We start from the raw sequence: 1,261 nt of genomic DNA on the forward strand, positions 1-1,261 counted from the left end.
CGACACTATATTGGAAGTTAGTATATAACCATTTCTTGTAGCAAGAATGTCATATATATCCTGCAAACTATGCAATTTGTACATATCAATCAGTTCGAGCCGAGGAAAGGCATCGTACCTTAGTTCACCATGCTTAGATATTATGTTTCTGCAATTGGATAAGTTATACATTATCTGTGAACGCAGAAGAAAACTGTGCCACAATTCATTTTCGTAAACCATATTACTCCCTCTTATTTAATTAGATTATTTTTCCTGAGAAGTGTCATTGTCATTGGTAGTTTATCTCTGTATTTCAAAAGCCAGTTATGCCCCCCCAGTAAAGCATCCAGGCTTGTAAGTGACATCGGGTATTGCCCCTGAGATAAAACATCATTTATTAATGATGATGAGATTATATCTCTCTCGCTCCAGTCTACTCTTTTATTTCTATAGCATCGTACTGCTTTAGGAAGACAGGAATTAAGCCAGTCATTTTCATGTTTATTTAGCCAATAGAAACTAGCATAACAACTTTCCTTGACTAACTTTCGCGTTATAGAACCGGATTGATTATGTATAAATCTTAATATCTTCTGCTTATGGCGCCGTCTTAAAGAATCTTTTTTACATTTTTTACGCCATGAGCATAAACCGTAACAAGATGAAATTACAGAGGATACAGTTCCTTGCGATAATGAGTTTTTCTCAGCTATGGATGCCAGACTAAACCCCCTTAAAGCCATAGATTTGATAAGCAATTCAGTGAATATATTAATTTTTGTGTTTCGCTTAAACGCCCTCAGGTATTTTTTATAAATAAGTGTTTTAATGTAACATCTGCTGCGATTAAATTCCCTCCCAAGGTTGCTAACGCTAGTATTATTTCCAGCCATATGAAAGCTGTATTCCTTATGACTTTTAAAGATTTCATTCTTTTTATTAGGACGACTTCCTGCATACGTTGGCCAGCAAGTATTTAACAAACAATAACAAAGCAAAAGGTGCTTTGTGGGATGCTGACAACATTTATCTTTGAGTATAGGCTCCCAGTAGTGATAATCAGTAAGGGATGTCGGTAGAAGCTCCGATGAACCCTCTCCAAATAACTGGCACTTAGCATAAACATGTGCGTAGAATAAATTTTTCTTTAGATGCCCATCCAGTGATAATAAATTCAAATTTTTAAGCACATCCATGTAATTGGGATGAGCAATATCTTTTCTTCTGATTATATTAATGGACTCATAACAAAATTTAGCAAAATCGAAGTCTGTCTCAT

Annotated in this window: 1 protein-coding gene and 1 pseudogene; both read right to left on the bottom strand. The window is 35.2% G+C overall.

Features of this window, described 5'->3' with window-relative positions; all coding sequences use genetic code 11:
• Nucleotides 1-222 (bottom strand): annotated as a pseudogene (locus INF68_RS22855) (hypothetical protein); the annotation flags it as partial.
• A gap of 11 nt (nt 223-233) precedes the next feature.
• A partial coding sequence (locus tag INF68_RS23370) for a TnsD family Tn7-like transposition protein (RefSeq protein WP_227412953.1) occupies nt 234-1,261 on the bottom strand: 1,028 nt, incomplete at its 5' end.

The organism is Enterobacter cloacae complex sp. P16RS2, from assembly GCF_014982155.1.
Lineage (GTDB): Bacteria > Pseudomonadota > Gammaproteobacteria > Enterobacterales > Enterobacteriaceae > Enterobacter > Enterobacter cloacae_M.